11 protein-coding genes are annotated in these 16,271 nt (G+C 48.4%); 9 read left to right on the forward strand and 2 right to left on the reverse strand.

All coding sequences use genetic code 11. The features are described 5' to 3' along the window. Window positions 1-127: 127 nt before the first annotated feature. The 8 genes from ACMVP2_RS12940 (at window position 128) to ACMVP2_RS12975 (ending at window position 13,458) form a co-directional block, all read left to right on the forward strand. Entirely contained in the window at window positions 128-1,567 is a 1,440-nt protein-coding gene (locus tag ACMVP2_RS12940) for a PorP/SprF family type IX secretion system membrane protein (RefSeq protein WP_416867994.1), read from the forward strand. Next, window positions 1,564-3,507: a hypothetical protein gene (locus ACMVP2_RS12945; RefSeq protein ID WP_416867995.1), complete on the forward strand. Its 1,944-nt coding sequence runs from the start codon at window positions 1,564-1,566 to the stop codon at window positions 3,505-3,507. Before ACMVP2_RS12940 ends, ACMVP2_RS12945 begins: the two co-directional genes overlap by 4 nt. Continuing rightward, window positions 3,504-5,561, forward strand: coding sequence for a PQQ-binding-like beta-propeller repeat protein (locus ACMVP2_RS12950; RefSeq protein ID WP_416867996.1), 2,058 nt, complete (start codon window positions 3,504-3,506; stop codon window positions 5,559-5,561). The genes ACMVP2_RS12945 and ACMVP2_RS12950 overlap by 4 nt, the downstream gene beginning before the upstream one ends. A gap of 47 nt (window positions 5,562-5,608) precedes the next feature. Further along, window positions 5,609-10,708, forward strand: a complete 5,100-nt coding sequence (locus ACMVP2_RS12955; RefSeq protein WP_416867997.1) for a hypothetical protein — start codon at window positions 5,609-5,611, stop codon at window positions 10,706-10,708. Between the two features lie 140 nt (window positions 10,709-10,848). Beyond that, complete coding sequence (locus ACMVP2_RS12960) at window positions 10,849-11,631, forward strand: HEAT repeat domain-containing protein (RefSeq protein ID WP_416867998.1); 783 nt, start codon at window positions 10,849-10,851, stop codon at window positions 11,629-11,631. A 228-nt stretch (window positions 11,632-11,859) separates the two neighbouring features. Next, a complete protein-coding gene (locus ACMVP2_RS12965) occupies window positions 11,860-12,849 on the forward strand; it encodes a toxin-antitoxin system YwqK family antitoxin (RefSeq protein ID WP_152001236.1) in 990 nt (329 codons plus the stop codon). Between the two features lie 197 nt (window positions 12,850-13,046). Next, window positions 13,047-13,295, forward strand: coding sequence for a hypothetical protein (locus tag ACMVP2_RS12970; RefSeq protein ID WP_416867999.1), 249 nt, complete (start codon window positions 13,047-13,049; stop codon window positions 13,293-13,295). Between the two features lies 1 nt (window position 13,296). Further along, window positions 13,297-13,458: a hypothetical protein gene (locus ACMVP2_RS12975; RefSeq protein WP_416868000.1), complete on the forward strand. Its 162-nt coding sequence runs from the start codon at window positions 13,297-13,299 to the stop codon at window positions 13,456-13,458. A gap of 206 nt (window positions 13,459-13,664) precedes the next feature. Here ACMVP2_RS12975 and ACMVP2_RS12980 read toward each other — a convergent pair whose 3' ends face one another. Further along, the gene (locus tag ACMVP2_RS12980; RefSeq protein ID WP_416867791.1) at window positions 13,665-13,814 is read right to left on the reverse strand and encodes a hypothetical protein; all 150 of its coding nucleotides are present in this window, start codon (window positions 13,812-13,814) and stop codon (window positions 13,665-13,667) included. Between the two features lie 220 nt (window positions 13,815-14,034). On the opposite strand from ACMVP2_RS12980, the gene ACMVP2_RS12985 reads away from it, so the two are divergent. Then, window positions 14,035-15,657 carry an IS1634 family transposase gene (locus ACMVP2_RS12985; protein WP_416864871.1) on the forward strand — a complete coding sequence of 541 codons (1,623 nt, stop codon included), beginning with the start codon at window positions 14,035-14,037 and terminating at the stop codon, window positions 15,655-15,657. 217 nt (window positions 15,658-15,874) lie between these two features. Here ACMVP2_RS12985 and ACMVP2_RS12990 read toward each other — a convergent pair whose 3' ends face one another. Continuing rightward, the gene (locus tag ACMVP2_RS12990; protein ID WP_416868001.1) at window positions 15,875-16,189 is read right to left on the reverse strand and encodes a HigA family addiction module antitoxin; all 315 of its coding nucleotides are present in this window, start codon (window positions 16,187-16,189) and stop codon (window positions 15,875-15,877) included. Window positions 16,190-16,271: the final 82 nt, after the last annotated feature.

Here is a 16,271-nt window from a genome sequence, read left to right on the forward strand (position 1 = left end):
AGATACCTTAAAGGTAATCTAAAGTCATAAAAGGGTATTTTGTGTCGGATCATATATTCCTATATATATTGCTTAATATGAAAATTTCTTATTTATTTATCTGAAGTATTACCACCTAACCATTCCTATGCAGTTGGCCATTTTCACAAGATCGTATGTTAAAATATGCTGTCTATTTCTATTCATATACTCCTTTTCTTCAGTACTTTTTGCCCAGCAAACACCCCTTTACAGCCAGTATTTTCTTAACCAGTTCCTCTACAATCCCGCTTTGGCTGGCTACTCAGGCGTGCCCAGTGCTTTCTTTTTGTACCGCAAACAATGGGTGGGTGTGAACGGAGCACCGGAAACACAGGTATTTACCCTCGACACGAAACTGAACAATGAAAACATAGGGCTTGGCCTTACCTTTTTCAACGACGTCACCAATATCATCGGGCGGACGTCTGGCGCATTAACGGGCTCCTACAAAATTGACCTCACGCCCAACCAACAGCTCCGCTTTGGCCTGTCCTTTCTGGCCATTCAAAACCGGATATTTTTCGACCGCATTCAGGCCGACGACATCAGCGACCCTACCCTGCTGAGTGCCGTGGACCAGCGCACGGTGTTTGAGGGAAATGCGGGGCTGCACTACACCCTGAAGAAACTCCATGTGGGCTTTGCCAGCGAGCAGCTGTTTCAAAACACCATTCGGCATAACAACGAGGCGCTGTTTCAGTCGCTCGACTATACGTTTGTCCGGCACTACTACACCACGCTCGACTACACGTTTACACCCAGCCCCCATGTCGACATAAAGCCCATGGTGCTCATTCGCACGGTGCAGGGGCTACCCTCCCAGGCCGACCTGAACCTGATGGTGAACTACAAGCAGCTGGTGTGGCTCAATATGAACTACCGGCCAAAGATTGGCGCCGGGTTGTCCGTTGGCACGCAGCTGGCCGAGCAGTTTGTGTTTGGCTATACCTACGAGTTTCCCACCACCGACCTGAGCATTTTGGGGAGCTCCACCCACGAATTTGTGCTGGGGCTGAGGCTGCGCAAATCAAGCGACTCACCCATTGCCAGAGAAAAGGGCGGCAGCATCAAGTCGCTGGAGAAACAGACGGCCATTCAGTATGAAAAAATTGATGCCCTGAAGCAGGAAAACGAGCTGGTGAGTGGGCAGCTGAATGAAACACAAAGCCAGCTGGCAGCGCAGAACGAGGAGCTGCGGCTGCTGAGGGAAATAGTGAACGGTTACCAGGAAGAGCTGTCGAGGGCCATTGTTCGGCTGCAGGCCAACCCCGATGATACAACTTCAGTGGCGGAAGGGCCCTATTACCTGGTGGTAGGAGCCCTGCGCAATCTGGACGACGCCAAGCTCTTTCAGCGGATTTTGAAACGTGAAGCCGGGCTTGATACCAAAGTAACACAAAGCGCTTCGGGCACCTGGTATTTTGTGTATTCTCAGGAGATGAACGAGCTGGAAAATGCGAATGAGCTCATTAAAGAACTGATGGACAGTAAAGCAAAGCCATTCATAATAGGCGTGCCGTGGATTTATAAATGGGAGCAGCGGTGACGGAACGGAGACCAAATATCGCCCCTTGTCAGGATGTTTTGCAGATCGTTGCTGGGTGTGTCTTCACACCCACGAGACGGAAAGGCATGCTGGTGTGGGAGGGCACGAGTCGTGATATTGCTGAAGACACCAGCGATTATATAGGGTGTGGAGACACACCCAAGAACGTGGGGGGTGAAGACACACCCAAAAACACGAAGGACACACCCCAAAATCCGATGGTGGGCAATGGGGTTGGGCAAAACATACGCTTTCTGGGCTGGCCGTTGGTGGCCGTGCTGCTTTTAACGTTGGCGTTTCCGCCAACTCTTTTAGCACAGGATCTGGAAACATTGGGCGAGCAAAAGCTCTTTGCTTATAACGGAAGCCTCTCGGCAACGCAAACATTTTATCATGCCGAGGGCATGCCCAGCCGCAGAGACCCATATTTCTGGCAGCTCAACGCCAACCTCAACCTGACGTTCCTTGGCATCATCAACGTGCCGCTTTCGGCCACGCTGAGCCAGCAAAACAAGACCTTTGCGCAGCCGCAGCCCTTCAACCGGTTTGGGATCAGCCCTACTTACAAGGGCCTCACCGTGCACCTGGGGCACCGCACGATCAACTTTTCTGATTACACGTTCGCTGGCAACCTGTTCTTTGGCGCAGGCGTGGAGTACAAGCCAGAAAACAACCCGGTAAGGGTCAGCGCTATGTATGGCCGCTTTGCCAAGCCGGTAGCCAAGTTCTCACAGTTTGGGCAGGTGTATGCCGAGCCGACCTACAGACGCATCGGCTTTGGCACCAAGGTGGGTTTTGAATTGGAAAAGCAGAGGGCTGCAGTGATGTTCTTCCGGGCGTACGACGACCCTAACTCCATCGATGTGGTGGACAGCTCTTTTGTGGTGACTCCTGAAGAGAACCTGGTGGTGGGGCTGGAAGGTGGCTTCAAATTTTTCGACCGCTTTTCATTGGAGGGGGAGTATGCCTACAGTCTTTTTACTCGAGACAGGCGGATCCCTGAGCTGTTCACCAACGACTATTCCTTCATCAACAACCTGGGAGGGCTTTACAAACCCAACGGTTCTTCTGCTTTTACCAACGCCTTGAAATCCCGCCTTACTTATCAGGGCGATGGCTTTCAGGCCAACTTAAGCTACCGGAGAGTGGATCCCGGCTACACCACGCACGGCTCGTCGTTTCTTAACAACGACCTCGAAGACATCACGGCCGGACTTTCTTTGCCCCTGTTCAACAACAGGTTAACGCTGTCCGCCAGCTCGGGCCTTCAGCACAACAACCTCGACAACCAGAACAGCGCCCAGGTAAACAGGTATGTCTTCAGCTCATCGGCGGCCATTTCAGCTACAGAAAAGCTCAATATCAACCTGAATGTGTCGAACTACAGTACCAGCACCCAACAGCTGCTGCTGCAAACCGATATCCTGTCCGACACGCTGGAGTTTTTTCAGGTGACCAGGTCGGCCATGGCATCGGTGAACTACCAAACCGGAAAGGAAACCAATACAGGCACCCTCTTCGTCAGCGGAAATTTGCAGGACGCCACCGACAACCAGGGCAATGGATCGCTGTTCAAAAGTGGGAACGCCGGCTACAGCTTTAAGATTGGGGAGTACTGGTCGACCAATACGTCGTTCACCATTAATCAGTCGGAATCCGCCGGCATCAGCAACCTCACCCTTGGGCCGGTGTTTGGCGTGAACCGGTCTTTTATGGACAACAAGGTGCGAAGCAGCCTGTCGCTGAGCCTGCTGAACAGCTACCTGAACAAATCAAAAAACAGCCACATCGACAATGTGCGTTGGTCAGTCAACTGGACGGCTGGCAAGCGACATACGGTGTCGTTCAACACCTTTTACCTATTGAAAAACACTTACGAAGAAGCTGCCAAAGCGACACAGGAATGGCGGGGAACACTCAACTATGCCTTTAGATTATGACAAATTGCAACCAGCCAATTAGCCACCGGTCCCGCAGGGACAGCCGAAACGAAAAAAGTATCCTTAGCCAGTTCAGGAAGCCACCTGCGAATGATAAAGCGGCAAGAAGCGGCAGTCAGCCCCAGCGGGACGACCTATCGGTACCCCGGAATACAGATCACCTAACAACCAGTCCCTTAGGGATGGCATATCGGTGCCTCTTTCTATCGCTGCTGCTTCTCACCGTGTGGGGAGCAAAGGCTCAGGTGCTAACACCCAGCTGGGAGATCTCATTGCCAGGCAAATTGAAGTGGATGCAGATCAACGATTATGGCATCCTCATTGCTTCCTGCGACAATGGACTGTATGGCGTAAATCCTGAAAACGGCGACAAGCTGTGGGAAATCACCACCCTCGTCAATGTGCCCGAGGCCAATTACCAGGTGATTGAAGGCACGCCGCTGGTATTGATTGCCGACAGGGGCGGCGACTCGCAAACCCTGATCATCAATGGCCTGAATGGCAACCTGATTTTTGACTCAGCAAAAGAGGCCCTCGGGTCGGTTATCAGTACCAAAGTGATTCCTGAGGCTGGCGGGGCAATGATTGCCTACAGCAACGACGGCAGCGATGGTATCACGATGTTTGACTATGTAAGTGGTGAGAAAAAATGGAACACCACTTTTGACAAAGCAAAGGGCAAGGATCTCCAGCCGCAGCCGATTATCGACAACGAGGGGAATATCATTTATGCCCTTGGGAAAGAGCTGTACAAATTGAACGGTAGCACCGGTGCGATCATTTGGCAGAAGGACAGCAAAAAGAACTATATCGATCTGTTTCTGCAGCCCAACGGGCAGGTGTTGTTTGCGGTCAGCGGGTCTCCTTCTTCTACTTTTTTTGAAGAACATACCGGGAAACAGATTGGCCTCGCCAGTGGGGCAGCAGGCAACTTCGCTGTGGATGCACTTGACCTGAGCAGTGGGAAGGAAATATGGAAAAATCCGGTGGACTATTCGAAGGCTAAATACAGCGGGGTGGCGTTAGGAGAAAAAGACTTTCTGCTTTTTCAAACCTTCAGCTCCGGAAAAATAGACTACGCTACGGGCAACCACCTTTGGAAGAAGGAAAAAATGGGAACAGGCGGAGAGAAGAATGCTGGCGTGTTTGTGACCGACAAAGGCCTGGGCTATGCCATGATGGACGCCGTGGGCAGGGCTTATATCAATTTTGTGAACGACGCAGGGGAGCCGATGTGGAAAAAACGTCCGGTCATCAATGGGCGGCTGACTTACTACAAGCAGTACGGAAACGCCCTCTTCTTCATCAGCGAACAGGAAACCAATTTCCTTAACCTCGACGATGGCACCTTTATGTGGAATGGCGATAAATACCTTTCGGCCGGGGAGGTCCCCATTAGTGTCGTGCAGGACAATGACGGTAGCTTTGTGATGTATATCAGGGGCAAGCTGGTCCGGGTGATGCCCGACGAGCAGGATTGGACGGAAATCACCTCGAATTTTGCCTTTAAGGGTGAGCTGCCCACAGGCATACAACTATTGCCTAATGGCTACCTGCTCACCGGCAATCAAAATGCCATGCTGATCGATAAGAGCGGTCGGGTGGTTTACCATCAATTTTACCCCGCTCCCGAGCAAAGCTTTGGCGCCAAACTGGCACTGGGTGTGCTGGGTGCCGGCACCGCACTTACAAGCTTTGCCTATGGTGCTTCTTCCATTGGCTATGGGATGCAGGGAGCGCTCCAGGGCAACGACAACTTCACCAGAAAGGCGCAGAAGCAAATGACCGTGGCCACTTTTACAAGGGACGTGACCGGAGGCCTTGGAGCCATGGCCCGGGCCAGGTTTGGCGAACAAGCTGGTACCGATAGCTACAAGCTGATACTCACGAAAAAGGACCACAGCATCGGCTTTGTCAAAATCAATATCCTGACAGGGGAAGAGGAAGGGCAAATTGTGACCAACGACCGCACCCCCGATTTCTCCATCGATCCCATCGGCAAAAAGGTGTTTTTGAAGTCCGCTGATGACAGGGTGGCCTGTTACGACCTTTAAAAGATGTAGTTGAAGTGAATAGAAGGCAAAACATACCTGACCAGAGAATGCGTACGACGAAGATAAGGCGATGGCTTTTGTTATTCGCCTCGTTGGTGCTTGTTATGCACGGTGCTGTGGCTCAGGTGCAACGCTACCCCGCCGATATCCAGCCCATTTTACCGCCTCCCTATTCGGTTTACCTCAGTGACTACACCGCAGAGGGGAGCAACAGGCTCACGGCCAACATTGTCTTCAACGACTTCAACGAAGCGTCGTGGACTTTTAAACTTCGGCTTTCTATTGAAAGTATGGATGTGCGGCTTCGCACCAAAAATGGGTTTAGACCATCTGCACCAATCACCGTTCAGCCAGGCGTTCCCTATGTGTTCAGCGGGTCGGATTGGGCAGAGTATTTCAACTTCAATAACCTGAATGTAAACGGTCCGAATGCCAGCAAGATCATCAACTCGGGCAGGCTGCCGGAGGGCATGTATTCTATCTGTCTACAGGTATTGGACTATAACACAGGAGAGCTGCTGTCGCAGGAAAGTTGTGCCAATGTCTGGATACAATTGCTGGATCCGCCCAGAATAATCAGCCCGGGCGAAGGCGAGTTTCTGGATCCGGCAACTACAACTACCTTTCCCATTACCTGGCAGCTGTTCAATACCCAAAGTGCCAACAACTCTATGGGCACCGACTTTCAGCTCACCATGTGGGAGCTGACAGAGCCTGGGTCCAACCCCTTAAGCGCTGTGCAAAACGGGCAAGCGTTGCAGGTCTTTCAAAGCGACTTGCTACAAAACACTAACTACACCTATGGCCCCGCTGATCCGCTTCTTGAGGCAGGTAAAGCCTACGTATACAGGGTGCAAGCGAAAGACGCAGATGGTAAAGACCGGTATAAAAACAATGGCTACAGTGAGTTCAGGCTGCTTTACTATGGTTGGCCTGTCGGCTGGAAGATAGAACTTACGAGCCCGCCATATGGACATAGCTTTAGAAGACAAATTCCTGCGGTAATCAGGTGGAATGCACTTACATCTAGGGCACCTCAACAAGGAGTTAACTACGAAATTAATATCAAACCACTGTCTCCAGGTGAGTCTCCGGAAGATGCTCTCAGGAAGAACTCACAATGGTACTACAAATTGATAAGTGAGAACTTCACCAACTACCCCAAATCAGAGCTTTTGCCATACCCTGACATAGACTCAGGTTATGTTTGGCAGGTAAAAGGTTACACAAATGGATTGGAAGTAGCCAAAAGTGATATTTCGATATTTTACGGGCCGCCATTGGTAGAAAGGTTTTACGCAGCAGGTCACAGAATTGAGGTGGACAATATCACCAATAAGGACTTCGCCAACTTTTCAGGGACGGGGAGAGTACGTCTATCAAGAGAGGAAGTGTGGACTTCAATAGCCTTTGAAAATCTACAGTTACGTCAGTCGGGCTATTCGGCGTACTTGATCGGTGGAGAAATCAAAGTTGAAACCAGTCCAATTGCATTCGAACTTACGCCAGGCAATGAGGCAGATGGTGAGGCTACTTTTCTGGCAACCAACTATAAAATAACAAAGGATGGTTTGTTTGTCGAAGGGAGTTTCTCCTGGGATCTGCCGTTTCCTTTGCTCTCATCGGGCATTGGAAAAGTTAAATCGGAGAAGTTCGCTTCCGACTTTAACGATTTTCGGCTTTCAGGAGTAGCCAACCTCACCAACAGCAATTCTTTCGAGCTACTGGATCCTCAGTTTTTCAAGCTTGACCTTTCCCCTACCAGCACCGTGGTGATCTTCGACAATCAGTATTGGTTTGGCTTTGACGGAACGCTTACTACTCCTTCCGCCAAATCAGTCACAGGGAGTAGTGCTACCTGGGCTTTCAATCAGGTGGACAACCTTAGGTTAATAGAGATATCCGACTCAACCAATACAGTTCCACTGAGAGTAATAGCAGGTACTGGCATGGAATTGCTTCCGGGAAAAAGTATCATTGACCTGGATGATGCCTCATCGCCCGGGAAATTCGCTGGCCAGCCCTACTGGAAGGGTGTTTATATTGAGCAGTCGACCCTGAAAATTGCTGAGGCAATGGATGGCGCAGGGCAGTTTGCACTCAGCAGCGAACTCGGAAGTGTTATTGATTTGAATACATCCCCGAATAGCCTGGTTGGGGTTACAGGGGAAGGTTTTACGCTTAAGCATGACTTGCAGTTCGATGTGGCCGGGGAATTCAATACGTTTCCCGCCAACTTCACCCGGCTTACACTGGATATCAACAATCAGCAGGCCAATGAGGCCAGCAGGCTGGAGGGTAATTTTCTGGTGCCTTTTATTGATACCACGACGCCTTTTGAGTTTCATTCTCAGCTATATGACAGAGGGTTTCGGCCGGGAACGCTGGCCAACCTGAACAATAAAACGTTCCGTTTCAATCCGGAAGGAGGGGAGTTGGCGGTTGACCTCACCATCAGGAAAGGGGAAATGGCAGGCAACGATCGCCTCCGGCTCACAATGGATGTGACCTGGCCGTCGGTGGGCGTAACATTGAGCGGAGTCAATAATTTCAATGTATGGGGAGACTACAGGGTAGGCTTTTATGTGCCCGAAGGGGTTTTGGCGCTTACTAACCAGGTCAATGCCACCTTTAGAGGTTATCCAGTAACTATCGACGCTCTTAGCGCAGGCCGAACTCAAAACTATTACGGCTTTGCTATTTCCGGAAAAGTTATTTTGGGTGAGGATGTGGGCGGAAAGGATGGTGCGCCAGCCTTCAACCTTTATTCGATGGTTGAGAATTCGTTGCTTGACAAGAGCTATGTACCAGCCCCCACGCAAGGAGCATTCAACCTGGCATCGGCTCAAAATGGCCTTGACAAATTGCAAGAAGAGATGGCCGCCCTGGAAGAGGACCTCACTCAAAAAGTGGAGCAGCAAACGGAAGCACTTAAAGGGACAACTGTTGACTTGATTGCATCTGCCTCAGGAAGCCTGGGTGGCCTGGCGCATGACCTGGAATCTTTGGTAAATGTTCCTGAGGAACCTACGGCAATTGACTATGAATCAATCGCTGATCGCAAAGAGCGGCTGCTGGCGTATTTGGAGCTTTTCCGGGAGTTGGCTAACGATTCCACGGTCGTTGATGGGCTGATTGAACAGATTCAGAACAGCGAAGAAGATTTTGACAATATATCGGACGTTGTAGCAGAGCTGAAGCGATTTGCCACCAATTTTGCCATTGATCAGGTAGCTTCTCTGGGTGACGGCTTTTTGATGAAAGTGGAGCAAGCTACCAACAATATAAATGGCGTCATCATTGGGCAATCCAACCAGCTAACCAGCTCGGTAAAGCAGGAAGTGGATCAGGCAGTGACAGCAATTATTTCCACAGTTTCTTCAGATGTAATAGCAAGCCTCTCCCAAGATGCTCCAGACGCTTCTTTAATAGTAGAAGCAGTTGCCAACTCCACCAGAGAGGCCATAGTGAATGAACTCACCATAGCACTCAATTCATCGGTTAATCAAAATATCGTATTTCCAGTTACTTCTTTCATAAGCACTAATTTGAATGAGAGGGCTAAGCGACTCGTTAGGCAAACTGCAGAGAACGTGGTGCTTGGTGCCATTAACCAGGATCAGAATCCTTCCGAAATTATGCAAGGAGTTCTGGACGGGTTTGATGATGAGCTCAAAGGCCTCGGGGATGAGCTGGGTGCCCAGGTCGACATGGAAAAGATGCTGGAGGCTATCAAAAGTGTAGGGCAAGATTTGATAGCCAACATAAGCGCAGATCGAATTGTCAATCAGATCAGGAAGGGAGCACTGGAGGCGATTTCCGGAGCCGTGGCCAAAAAAGCTTCAGCTGCGGCCAACGAAATGGTTAACAATCTTCTTGGCGATGAGGTTGGCATTTCAATACCAGTGGACTTCGCTGCGGTAGGCGGGAAGCTCCTGTCGGGGGCTAACCCGAAGGATCTGCTTTTCGACCCAATCCCTATCAGTGTGCGCTCCCCGGCGCTTGATCTCAATGGAATTATTCACTTTACAAAAGGGCATGCCCAGTATGGAGATTCGTGGTCGGGCGATGTAGACGCTTTTGTGAAAGTGCCCAAGCCTTTCCAGATACAGCTCGCCTACCTGAGCGGCAGGAAAGACAATTTGAGCTTCTGGATGGCTGAGGTTGGCGGCGGAAGGACGCCAGTGCCGGGTGAACCTGCCGATGCAGCAAGCCTGGGGCAACCGATGCAAGCTTCCACAATCAGGGAAGTGACGGATGAAATTGAACTCGGTGTAGTCAAAGTAGTGGCTTTGCAAGGGAGGGTTTATCGCCACATGGCGGCCAATGGTTTGGAGGGCATTGTACCTGATGGCAACAACAACTATGGGGCTTACCTGCACATGGTGGCTTTTGGCCCACAAAATGGTAAGATGCTCCGGTTGGAGATCGATGCAAAAATGGATGTGGCCACTACAGGCGACTTTACAGTCGACTTCCTGGGCAATGGCCAGATGCTTAGCAGTGTTCCGCAAGTCACGACCATTGATCAAACAGCGGTTATTAAGGGTACTATTACCTTAAAGTACAATTCGGCGGAGCAGCACTTTTTTGGACACCTGGCTGCCTCTTTCGAAAAGCCCGGGGTGCTTTGTGCCCAGGGTAGCTTGCTGGTGGATGTGAAGCCCGGCGCCTGGCGGGTAGCTTTGGGCAGCCAGCAGGAGCGACTCAAGTTTATCCTGAACTGCGCCGGTTTTGGCCCCACAGGCTGGCTCGACCTCAACCAAAACACCGCCAATCTGGGGCTGGGACTGGAATTCATGTTCCGGCCGGACCCAATTCACATCGAAATCGTGGTGGCAGCGTTTGACCTCGTGATAGAGGCGGGTGCGGCAGCCGGCGTGCAGGTAATTGCGCAGTACAATCCCAGCTTCCAACTCCAGGAAGCAGGCCTTTGGCTCGAGCTATGGGCGCAAATATATGCCCAGTATCAAAAGAAAGTTTCCGGCAAAACGGGCACCATTACCCTGGTGGACATTTACCTGGCTGCCAATGCCAATATGAGATTCAACCCCGCTCCCAGCATTTTATATGGCAAAGTGAACGGCCACTTGCAGATACTGGTATTCAGCTTCGGGATTAATAAGGATTTTCAAATGAATTTATGATGAAAAAGATAGCGCTGTTTGTTACCATATTCTTCTTTTTACTATCAAACAGCTTGTTGAGTCAATCTGCCGAGGAAGCTTATTCAGCTTACATAAATCAAGTGAAAACGGGAACTAGCCAAGCTCAGCCATACAGTTTATTGAGATCAACAAACAATACGGCCGTCTTAAAACGATTGATTGCCGAAAGTCTGAACGACACAACAGTTTCCGTAAGAAAAGCCTGCTACCAATCTCTCGACGTCATGCAAAAGAGCGCCATTGCTCCTGTAGCTAAACAACAAATACTGGCCCTTCAGCTACGGGGCATGGAGGATGAGTCTTCAGATATAGTTGGCTTATCCATTCAAAATCTTAGTTCTGTGCCGCCTTCGCTGTTCAATGCCTCGCAGAAGACATTGTTTATCCAGACGCTCGATCGGCAGGTGGCAAAGAAGGAGGTTTTGATAAAAATGGTCGGAACGCTGAAAGACGAGAGCGCCGCCCCAGCTCTCAGACAGTTGTCGCAACCCGGCAATTCGGCAAAGGTGCGGTGGGCTGCCTACCTGGCATTAGCCAGACTGGGCGATCAAACGGCCATCAACCTGGTGAATAACAAAGTGAGAGGAATTGAAGTAAATGACGATATGGTCTACGACATGGCCCCGTCAATTATTTACACCCAGCAAAAGCAACTCTACGACTACCTGGTAGAATTGCTCTACAGCAACGAGAAGAATTGTGAGTCCGCCAACCCTGACCAAACCAACGCCATCAACTGCGCCTACCGGATATTGGAGCTACTGGCATCACAGATAGTAGATTTTCCTATTGCAACGACTGCTTCCGGTGACCTGAAGACCAACAATTACCAGGAGGCGCTGGTAACAGCAAGGGAGTGGTTCGCTGATCATGAGGATTTTCGGATAAAAGACATAAATTGATCTACATTTCTTGACCAGATGATGAGATACGGGCCCAACGAACCCTTGGGGTTGAGGCCGGGGGAAATAATGCTACTCTTATCTTACGATCGAAAAAACATCTTCACAAACACAAATTAATTCACAACTTACAAGTTCAACACCGTTAGGTTCAAATAATCTGGTCTTACGAATCATTGTCAAAGCTAGTGTTTATTGGAACGACGAGAACTGATGACCGTTAATCAAATGAAGAATTTCATTATTTGGCTACTAGTTACCTTCACCGTTTCGTTGGTGTTTTATTTTGTGTTTTTCTATCATAGAATAGAGGTTGAAAGATTTGATGACGGTAAAATTAGGAAAGAATATCCAGTTAATTTCTTCAGCCAAATTGATGGAGAGCTTTTAGAGTATTGGGAAGGCGGTAAAGTTAAACGAAGAGCAAACTTTGTTGACGGAATTCAGGAAGGGTTCATGATAGAATATTATGAGTCAGGTAAAATATTTTCCAGAACTAATGTTCGCAACGGAAAGCTGGTTGATTCCACTTTCTTCTATGCGGAATCGGGAGAAATTGACCAAATACAAGTCAATGCAAGTGGGGAAGCTATAGAATATGATAATAGCGAAAGAGAAATAAAAAAAGGGACTATCGGTGTTGACGGGAAGTTCACGGGGATTACAAAAAGCTACAAGGGCTCAAGTAAAGAGTGGGCTCAAATGAAGCACTTTAATGAAGATAGTCTTGACTACTTGATTACAAATGAAGAAAAGGCGGTTATTTTAACTCATATAGCTTTGCAATTTACGATTAGCTTCCCCCAAGGGGTTTTTATTGACGTAGAACAGAAGTATTCTGGTGACTTCTATGCAACAGTAACTTTAGGAAAGATGTTGCTGGACATGATGGTAAGTAAAGATCAAAATCTTTTCTCCAATATAGATGCAGAAATATCTGAAGGGGTTGATAGCACGCTAAACAACGTAGTAAGAAGTCATACTACGGAAGAAGAACTTCTATCAAAGCTAGTCTTTGATCACGACAGCAAGGATAATCGAGTCTCCCTTATCGTACTTTATGATAGTAGTACGTACTTGATCAAGGTGAAAAACCCAACTGATGATTATCGGGAGAAACTAGACCTTATAAAACAGATCATCGGTTCTTTTGGATTTGCCGAGTTCAGTGTTGAAAAGGAACTGAATGATAAAGAAAACAAAGATAGATCCGTATAACTATTTTGTCTCCCCCCATGCCGCAAGTTTAGCGCTAGCGAATCGAGCTGCTCAGGCTTGTGGCTTTTCTTCCTGAAGCTTTTAGCTTCCTGCTTCCAAAGCTTCCGAATAAATGAAGAAGTGAGTCAGTTCAGTGTATTGGATGAATCAAACAATAAATTAAATCGTTAACTTTAAAGGACGAAAAGCTGATACAAATGGACTTAGAAGCAGAAAAACTACTCCTAATAGAACAATTGGCCAGGTTACAGGACGCCGCCATCATCCGAAAGGTTAAGGAAGTGTTGCAAAGTTCACATCAGGCAAGAGTCGTTGGCTACGATGCCGATGAAAGCATTATCACACAAGCCGACCTGATATTGAGGGCGGCAGCTTCCAACAAAGCCATCGAAGAAGGCAGAACAAAAAGCATTGATCGGGTGAGGGAAAATGTGAAGGATTGGTAGAATGAAAGTGGAGTTTACCGACCCGGCAGAGGAGAGCCTTCGAAAGATTTATTGCCGTTACCCGGAAAATATTGCCAACAGAATAGTTGAAGAACTTCGTCCCCTCAATCAGGGCCACCGGTTTATACTTGAAGGCAATTACAAGATCATTTACCTTCAATAAGAAGATGTAGTTTATGTGACTGATGTATTTAGCATGAGGCAGGATCCAGACAAGATCAAAACACGACATTAGCCCCGAGTCCGAGCAGCTAGCCAGCCACTGGCGCTGAACGCTGGTGCGAGTTTGAACCCGGTTGGGGAACCCGGACGGAGTCTCGTACCAATAGGAATAAACACAAAGAGCCCTTCCAGCAATGTGAGGGCTTTTCATTTCCACGGCTTAGCCCGGCTGGAAGCGGCGCCAATCTCCAGCAGATAGTCAGAAAGGTTTTCACCATCATGCACCACCCACCCCCATCGCCCTCGTTTGAGCGATGCGGAAACGGGGGTGTAGTGAGACTTGCGCTTGTAGCGCATACATACAGCCCTAAGCCACCGCTAATGCCCTGGCCCAGCCGGAGTCTCATGCCTTTGCTAATAGCGACTTATTTTTCCTGAGTTTGACACGCTGAAATTGAAAAAGTGCCATTGCGCTGTGTATGGGCACTTTTTAGACTACTTTTCAGAAATTTGTATATCGAAAACTCGCTTGATTTTCTTTCAGATAGTGGCTTGATTTGCCTCAAACAGATTTTGAGTGCCTAGTATCATTATCGACAAGAAGCCATCAGGTGATTATATCCGCATCGTTGAGTCTTATCGTGACCAGGATGGCAAGCCACGCACCAAAACGCTTTACAGCCTGGGGCGGGTAGACAGTTTTTCGCCCGAGTCTCTGAAACGAATGGGCCAGCGGCTCTATGAATTAGGTGGTGGAAATCTGAAGGATTTACTCGGTGAGCAAGTCAGCGAAGAAGGTAGATATAACTACGGCTTTCTGTTGGTTTACCGTAAAATACTCCACTATTACGGCCTTGATCGCATATTTCAGCGGATCACCAAAAAGAAAAAGCTGACCTTCTCTCTTACTGAAGTGGTTTTACTACTGCTCATTGAGCGCCTCAATGATCCTTGTAGCAAGCGGGGTAGCTTTTTCCACCAGGAAGAATACCTGGGACTGGCTCAGGTGTCCTTGCAACACCTCTACAGGAGTCTGGACTACCTGGCTGACCATAGCCAACTGATCCAGCAAACCATTTTCCAAACTGGTAGAGACCTGTTCAACCAGAAATTAGATGTGGTGTTCTATGACGTGACCACCTTCTATTTTGAATCAGAAATAGAACAGGAAGGAGCATTGCGTCAGAAAGGCTTTAGCAAAGATGGCAAAATAGGAAGCACACAAGTGGTTTTTGCCATGCTCATTGACAGATACAAGCAACCCATCGGTTACAAACTCTATAGCGGAGACCTGTGGGAAGGATACACCTACACAGAAATGGTGGAAAGCCTCAAGAAAGAATACCAGATCGAAAACATCGTCTTGGTCGCCGACCGAGGCATGCTCAATACTGACAACCTGCAAGTCACTGTTGACAAAGGCTATGAGTTCATCATGGGAGAGCGGCTCAAGGTACTCCCCAAACCCATCCAGGCCCGGTTGATCGATCTGGATAACTATCACCATCAATGGATGAGTTCTTCAGTAGGTTCGGAGCGTGAGCCGGTCAAAGTGCGCTACACTGTCCTGGAATACAATGAGCGAAAGATCATAGCTACCTACAGCGAAAAGCGAGCTGAAAAAGATCGACAAGAAAGAGAAGAAAAGCTTCGTAAGGCTGAATTGTTGCTCAAAAACCCAACGCAACTCAAAAAGAAGGCCCATCACTACTACCTCAAAAATACCGAAGGGGAAAAGTATGTGGTTGATACTGAAAAAATCAAACGAAGCGAAAAGTATGACGGCTTCCTTGCCATCGCCTACCACGCCAAAGGACTCTCCCATGAACAGGTGCTGGATCACTACCACCATCTATACCAGATAGAGCATAGCTTCCGTACCTTCAAAGGCTATCTGGAAACCCGCCCGATGTTCCACTGGACCAATAAGCGTATCCAGGGTCACATTTGTCTGTGCTATATCGCCTATAGCATGCTAAACCATTTACAACTTCGGCTAACCAAACAAGGCACCCCACTTACAGAGCAAACCATCCGAACCCACTTGTCCAAAATGCAAGTCAGCCTTGTCAAACAAGCCGATCAATACTTCTACCTGCGCTCCAAGACCTCTGAAATCTCACAGCAATTACTACAAGCAGTGGCTGAAAAGAACCTCCCAGACCTTTTTCATAAGGATCAGATAATCAAATACTTATAAAATCTTGTATATCGAAAGCAATTTTTTAATTACTTATATATCAGATACTTAACTCAAAATCGTGTCAAACTCAGGAAGAAGCTGACGACACCATCATTGCCGCACCAGGCACAAGCTGCCGCCATCAGATCAAAGATGGAACCGACAGAGTGGCGAAGCATCCGGTGGAAGTGCTTTGGGAGGCGTTGGTGTAGGGCCTTAAACAGGAAAACCCGATCTAGGCCGGGTTTTCTTCATGATATAGCACAGGAATGTCTTTTTCAACTTTTTCAAATTCAGTCCTCGCCTTGGCAAGATCATATTGTTGCTGAAGTCGAAGGAAAAACTCGGGACTTGTCCCGAATACCTTTGCTAGTTTAAGAGACATCAGCGGACTGATGCCAGCTTTTTCATTCAAGATCAAGGAAAGTTGCTTCCTTGATATCATCACCTTCTCTGCCATGGACGTTACATCTATATTTAGAGGCTCCATGTAATCTTCACGAAGAATCTCTCCTGGGTGGGAAGGGTCATACATTGCTATATAATTCATCTTTATTGTTCGCTCTTAAATTTAATCTATCTAATTATTCTACATGTGTCATTACATTGTATGGCCATTCTACTTCAGCAAC

The organism is Imperialibacter sp. (genome assembly GCF_048007035.1).
Lineage (GTDB): Bacteria > Bacteroidota > Bacteroidia > Cytophagales > Cyclobacteriaceae > Imperialibacter.

What these genes read in the sequence shown, in the direction of transcription:
- ACMVP2_RS12965 (WP_152001236.1), top strand. Translation starts at nt 11,860, where the DNA reads ATGAAGAATTTCATTATTTGGCTACTAGTTACCTTCACCGTTTCGTTG.
- ACMVP2_RS12950 (WP_416867996.1), top strand. Translation starts at nt 3,504, where the DNA reads ATGACAAATTGCAACCAGCCAATTAGCCACCGGTCCCGCAGGGACAGC.
- ACMVP2_RS12970 (WP_416867999.1), top strand. Translation starts at nt 13,047, where the DNA reads ATGGACTTAGAAGCAGAAAAACTACTCCTAATAGAACAATTGGCCAGG.
- ACMVP2_RS12990 (WP_416868001.1), bottom strand. Translation starts at nt 16,189, where the DNA reads ATGAATTATATAGCAATGTATGACCCTTCCCACCCAGGAGAGATTCTT.
- ACMVP2_RS12980 (WP_416867791.1), bottom strand. Translation starts at nt 13,814, where the DNA reads ATGCGCTACAAGCGCAAGTCTCACTACACCCCCGTTTCCGCATCGCTC.
- ACMVP2_RS12955 (WP_416867997.1), top strand. Translation starts at nt 5,609, where the DNA reads ATGCGTACGACGAAGATAAGGCGATGGCTTTTGTTATTCGCCTCGTTG.
- ACMVP2_RS12975 (WP_416868000.1), top strand. Translation starts at nt 13,297, where the DNA reads ATGAAAGTGGAGTTTACCGACCCGGCAGAGGAGAGCCTTCGAAAGATT.
- ACMVP2_RS12940 (WP_416867994.1), top strand. Translation starts at nt 128, where the DNA reads ATGCAGTTGGCCATTTTCACAAGATCGTATGTTAAAATATGCTGTCTA.